The sequence below is a fragment of the Methylobacterium oryzihabitans genome (assembly GCF_004004555.2).
GTDB classification, from domain to species: domain Bacteria; phylum Pseudomonadota; class Alphaproteobacteria; order Rhizobiales; family Beijerinckiaceae; genus Methylobacterium; species Methylobacterium oryzihabitans.
On record NZ_SACP01000144.1, the window covers coordinates 1 to 462 of the forward strand.

1 protein-coding gene is annotated in these 462 nt (G+C 58.7%); it reads right to left on the bottom strand.

What is annotated here, in order from left to right; genetic code table 11:
* Positions 1-343: RND family efflux transporter (locus EOE48_RS28760; protein ID WP_210249621.1), on the bottom strand; the 343-nt coding region annotated here is incomplete at its 3' end.
* Between the last annotated feature and the right edge of the window lie 119 nt (positions 344-462).

The window sequence follows — 462 nt, forward strand, 5'->3', positions numbered from 1 at the left end:
CGATATCTCCCACGGCATCAAGCTTGCGCAGCTGCTTCTTGGCTTCGAGGTTCTGCCGGGCCATGGCCAGTTCGGCCACCGCAACCTTGCCGCGTGCCTGGGCCTCGTTGCAATTGAAACGGGCCAGGCTGGCGCCCTTGGCCACGTGCTCACCGAAGCGTGTCTTGAGCTCGCCGAGGGTGCCGCTCATCTGGCTGGACAGGGTGGTTTCCAGCTCGGCCGCCAGTAGCACGCGGATCATTTGTGGGGCTTGATCAGTCGCCTCCCCCTCGGCGTGGACGCCAACGCTGCTCAAGGCCACCATCAGAAGCAGGTAGCGGGGTGCATTAATGGTCGATATCATCTTGACTCCTTCCAAATTGACAACCTACACAAACCTTCACCCAACTCGTCTGTAATACTAGTTCAACCCTGTGTGCCTGATATTTTCAAGGTGGTCGAGACGAGTCACGGCGAAACCTT